General features: G+C 62.8%; 4 protein-coding genes and 1 pseudogene. 3 read left to right on the top strand and 2 right to left on the bottom strand.

What is annotated here, in order from left to right:
* Nucleotides 1-238 precede the first annotated feature (238 nt).
* Complete coding sequence (locus G3A44_RS22995) at nucleotides 239-967, top strand: type II toxin-antitoxin system death-on-curing family toxin (RefSeq protein ID WP_163460087.1); 729 nt, start codon at nucleotides 239-241, stop codon at nucleotides 965-967.
* A 236-nt stretch (nucleotides 968-1,203) separates the two neighbouring features.
* A complete protein-coding gene (locus G3A44_RS22990) occupies nucleotides 1,204-1,791 on the top strand; it encodes a DJ-1/PfpI family protein (RefSeq protein ID WP_163460086.1) in 588 nt (195 codons plus the stop codon).
* Between the two features lie 391 nt (nucleotides 1,792-2,182).
* Here the strand turns inward: G3A44_RS22990 and G3A44_RS24300 are convergent.
* Nucleotides 2,183-2,329: pseudogene (locus G3A44_RS24300) on the bottom strand (transposase); the annotation flags it as partial.
* Between the two features lie 140 nt (nucleotides 2,330-2,469).
* Here G3A44_RS24300 and G3A44_RS22980 point away from each other — a divergent pair.
* Nucleotides 2,470-3,471 carry an Ig domain-containing protein gene (locus tag G3A44_RS22980; RefSeq protein WP_163460084.1) on the top strand — a complete coding sequence of 334 codons (1,002 nt, stop codon included), beginning with the start codon at nucleotides 2,470-2,472 and terminating at the stop codon, nucleotides 3,469-3,471.
* A gap of 63 nt (nucleotides 3,472-3,534) precedes the next feature.
* On the opposite strand, the gene G3A44_RS22975 is transcribed toward G3A44_RS22980, so the two are convergent.
* Nucleotides 3,535-4,476, bottom strand: a 942-nt coding sequence (locus G3A44_RS22975; RefSeq protein ID WP_163460083.1) for a DUF3108 domain-containing protein, incomplete at its 5' end; no start/stop codon positions are given.

Raw genomic sequence — 4,476 nt, 5'->3', positions numbered from 1 at the left:
TGCCCCTGAAAACGGCATGAAGCACATGGGCAGACCACATTCAACAACCCGAACCGCCGGATACGTGACCCGTACGTCCGGTGGTGTGAGAGGGGGAATCCGCGAGGATTTCTCCTATCTCGATTAGCCATAATTCAAAAAACCCATACGATGACCTTACCACATTTAACAAAAAACAGCATCTCCAGCATTTCAAACACAATATAATTAAAAATCTTAAGTAGGAATTTTTATCAAAATGGATGCATCTACAGTAGTATATATTCATGAATATTTGACTGAATTTTTCCAAGATAAGGAAGATCCAATCAGCCCACCAGGGGTAAAAAATTTAGACTCTATCGAGTCTGCCGCAGCGCGTCCATTCGCAACAGCCGGTGGACAAGATGCATATCCTACCGTTTTTGATAAAGCTGCTTCACTTTTCCATAGTGTTGCGTGTAATCACTCATTTCATAACGGTAACAAGCGTGCAGCTTTATTATCAACAATGTATTTTTTAAGTGAATACGGTTACTGGCTTGAAAAATGCTCCGACGATGAGCTTTATGAATTTACACGTCAGATAGCAGCACATGAAATTTCAGAAGATCGTCGCAATGAGGTTCCTGTAATATCCGAATGGCTGGAAAAGAATTCCAGAAAGCAACAAAAAGGAGAAAAGCCTCTAAAACTCACACATTTACGAGATATCTTAAGTCGATTTGGTTTTAATTTGCGCGACATAGGAAAAACTCTTGAAGTTTTGCGAGATGGCATCGTAGTTGAGACAATTCTTAAAAAAGGATCTCATGGATTTGAAGACTACGATCCGGCCTATATTTCAGAACTACGTCGCCGATTAGAATTAACCGCTGACCATGGAGTTGACAGCTCTCGATTCTATGGGCAGAAGGGAATATCTGATGAACTAAATGAATTTATGCAATTACGTTTAGACGTAATGAAACGTTTGGCGAAAATATAAATTATTTGGCAGTTAGTTTCTAGCTGCCAGCCATGCGTTTTAAAAATAATTCCCCGTCAATCCTTGGCATAAAAATGGCTCGTTGTGGCTGCCGGGCTAACGGGCCATTGCACCTGACAACCCTGGGCTCTAGACTGAAGTGCAACACCTCAACTTGCGCCGCATCGCGACCGACCGGGGCGGGGAAGTCCCTTTCATTCGTTGGCGCCGATTCCACCCAGTCGCTTCGAGCCCATATGGAAGTCGCCGTTCTCCTGTACCCCGGCTGCATCTTCTTCGAGGTAGCTCTTGCGGTGGATACGCTCTCTGCCCACTGCCCCGTCAAGTACTACACCCCCGATGGAAAGCCGCACGTGGCGTCAAACCAAGCCACGGTCCACGCTTCGGGTGACCTGCAAGCACTGCAAGAGGCCAACTGTCGGGCTGTACTCGTCCCAGGTGGAGATCCCCATTCCATCCTCGTTCCCGTCGCACTGGCCTCGCCGGCACTGCGCACGCAGGCTGAGCGCGGAGCGCTCATTGCAAGCATCTGTGCGGGCAATCTGTTTGTCGCCGCCGCTGGCCTGCTTAAGGGGCACCGGGGAACACACAACTACACGCCGGAGCATGCCTCTCCCGAGGCTGTGGCCACCGCGGCTCCTTACTGGGATGGCATGACCTTTGAGCGCAGCGATTTGGTCCGCGACGGGCACTTGATCACCGCCCAGCCATGGGCATATCGCAAGTACGCTGCAGAGGTTGCCCGCGCTGTCGGCGCGCTTTCCTCCGATGCGGCGCATCGAGTCGAACACTATGTCCGCCAGCGCAGCTACGACGGCGCCTAACCTGGCTACAGGAACTCCCCCACAGCACAACCCCCGCTGGCAAGGTCTTCCCCTCCTGAGCTGAATTGGTTTTCGTTTTCACATCCATAGGCAAGGCCCCCCCATACCTTTGAGCTGCGCGGGTGGCCAAACACCATCGGGGACAGGCTGCATACCGACAAACGGGCTTGTGGCGCGGGCGCAAATGGCCGGCCAATGCCCCAGATTGAAGCGATCTGCTCGCGTGGGGTGGCGTGCTGACATGCTCAACCCGGTAGAGCTCACCGCTGGTCAGCAGCGCCCACAGGATGCGGGCGTTCTTGTGGGCCAAGGCCACCAGGGCCTTTTGCCAGCCCACCCGCTCGCGCAGGGCATGCACCCAGCGGCTGGTGCGGTCGGTGCGGGCGGCGGCGTGCATCAGCACCGATTTGGCGCCCTGGATCAACAGCATGCGCAGGGACTCGTCACCGGCCTTGGTGATGCGGCCCAGACGCGCTTTGCCGCCGCTGGAATCCTGCTTGGGCACCAAGCCCAGCCAGGCGCCAAACTGGTGGGCGCTGCCTGCCGGGGGTTGCAGGGCTTGCCACGGCGCGCCAATTCATGGCTGGGCAGAGCGCATGACCCTGCTGGCCGCGGGTGCGCTGGCCGGTTCCGTAGCGGCTTCTTTAGCATGGCCCCTGTCGTTGCGGAGGTGTCGGGATGATCAGCAGTGCGGGATGCGGGTGGCGCGGGCGATGGGCGCGGGGCGCGGTCTGCGCGCTGGCGCTGCCATGGGTGCTGGTGGGTTGCGGCGGTTCTGGCTCGGGCGGCGATCTGGCGGTGGACTTTGCCTATCCCGAGGGCTACGCCTATCTGTTCCGGCCTGCCAGCCTGGCCTTGCAGGCGGTGGGCCTGCAGGGCAACACGCCCAACTGCACGGTGGTGGAGGGGGCGCTGCCGGCGGGGCTGAGCCTGCAGCCGCGGGGCTGCCTCATTGCCGGCACGCCCACCCAAGTGCAGGTGGCGTTTGTCACCGTGCGGCTCACCGTGGCGGGTTTCAGCGGGCAGGTGGACAAGTCCGTGCGGCTGGAGGTGGTGGGGCCGGCGCTGAACTACCCGTTCATGCCGGTCACGGTGGTGGGGTCGGCCCTGTCTTACCTGCCCAGCTCGTCGGCGCCAGGCACCTGGACGCCGCAGGACGGTGAGACGGTGGTTTACAGCCTCAGTACCGGGGCCTTGCCAGAGGGTTTGGCGCTGAACGCGCAGACGGGCGAGATTTCGGGCCTGCTGGTGCGTGCGGGGGCGGGGGCTTTTGGGGTGTCCGCGCAGGTGTCCGGCCCGCTGGGCACCGCCACCTCGTCCAGCCAGGCGTTGACGGTGCCGGTAGGGGCCGGCGGCCTGCAGTTCTTTTACGGCCCGAACGACACCCAGGTGGTGGCCGAGGTGGGCAGCGCCTTGGCGCTGTCGCCGCTGTTCAACTTTGGGGCCACGCTGGAGGGCAGCCGCTATACCCGCACCCATTTCCGCCTGGCGACGGGGGCGCCGGCCTTGCCCGCCGGGCTGACCCTGGACCCGGTGACGGGCGTGCTGAGTGGTACCGTGCCCAACACCCCGGGGGAACTGGCGCTGGGCCCTTTTGCAGCCGACCTGAGCGCCGAGGGCCGGACGGCGACCTTCACCTCGTCCACGCTGCGGCTGTTTGTGCCCACGCCTACGCCCTAGGAGCCTGTCAGCCTGACTCGTCCGCGCGCGGGGTGCGCCCGAAGTCCGAACCCAGGTGTGCAGTCAGGGCAGCGGGGGCGCCGGCGTCAGCGTCTTGGGCGGGTCCTGCAGCAGCCACTCCTGCGCGGCGCCCCGCGGCACGGGCGAGAAGCGCATGCGCAGTGGCAGCCAGTGCGTCTGCGGTGCCACCCACACGTCCACCGTGGTGTCGTAGGGGGCCTCGGCCAGGCGCTGCAGGTGCAGGGCCATCACGGTGCCGCTGGGGGTTTCCACCCTGAAGCGCGAGCCCACCTCGAACACCCACATCCGGCTCTGCCCCCGCGGGCTGGCCACATGCAGGATGAGGCGCTCGCCGGCGGCGGGGGCCTCGGGCCGGGCCGCCAGGATGCCCGCCAGTTGCACCACCCAGCTGGCCCGGTCCTGCGAGACCTCGTGCAGCGGGGCGGTGCCGGTGTGGCTGGAGAAGCTCACCACCCCTTTGTCGCGCTGGAAGTTGACCGCCTGCACATGGCGCTCGCGACGGCGCTCCACCATGCGCTCGGGCTGCAGGCCCGACTCGCCCACATAGCCGCGGCTGAGCCAGGCGGCGTCGGTCTTGCCGGGCAGGCGCATGGACTGCTCGATGCCGTAGTGTTGCGGGCCGCGGCGCCAGATCAGCTCGCCTTGCCCGCCGCCCTGGTCGCCTTGCGAGACGTGGTAACGCAGGTGCAGCGGCGGTGGCAGTTGCACCGGGTAGCGCGGCGGGGCCACGGGCGGTTCGGGGTCGGCCTCCACCGCAGGGGGCGGCACCGCAAATTGCCAGGCTTCGCTTTGGGCCAGGGGGCCTTCCTCGCGCGGCATGGCCGGCCAGGTGGGCGGTGGCACCGGTGGGGCGGAGGCCGCGGCCGACGCGGCGGTGGTGGCGGCCTCGGGGGGCGGCGCGCGGCGCCGGCGCTCGGGCGGGTCGCCGCGGTCCAGCATCACGCGGGCCGTGCCGCGCGGGCCGGGCAGGCCACCGGCCAGCAC

This window comes from Ideonella livida, assembly GCF_010499455.1.
Taxonomy (GTDB): Bacteria; Pseudomonadota; Gammaproteobacteria; order Burkholderiales; family Burkholderiaceae_C; genus Ideonella; species Ideonella livida.
Note: the sequence above shows the minus strand (reverse complement) of the source record. Positions and strands in the feature narration are given on the sequence as shown.

What these genes read in the sequence shown, in the direction of transcription:
- G3A44_RS22980 (WP_163460084.1), top strand. Translation starts at nt 2,470, where the DNA reads ATGATCAGCAGTGCGGGATGCGGGTGGCGCGGGCGATGGGCGCGGGGC.
- G3A44_RS22995 (WP_163460087.1), top strand. Translation starts at nt 239, where the DNA reads ATGGATGCATCTACAGTAGTATATATTCATGAATATTTGACTGAATTT.
- G3A44_RS22990 (WP_163460086.1), top strand. Translation starts at nt 1,204, where the DNA reads ATGGAAGTCGCCGTTCTCCTGTACCCCGGCTGCATCTTCTTCGAGGTA.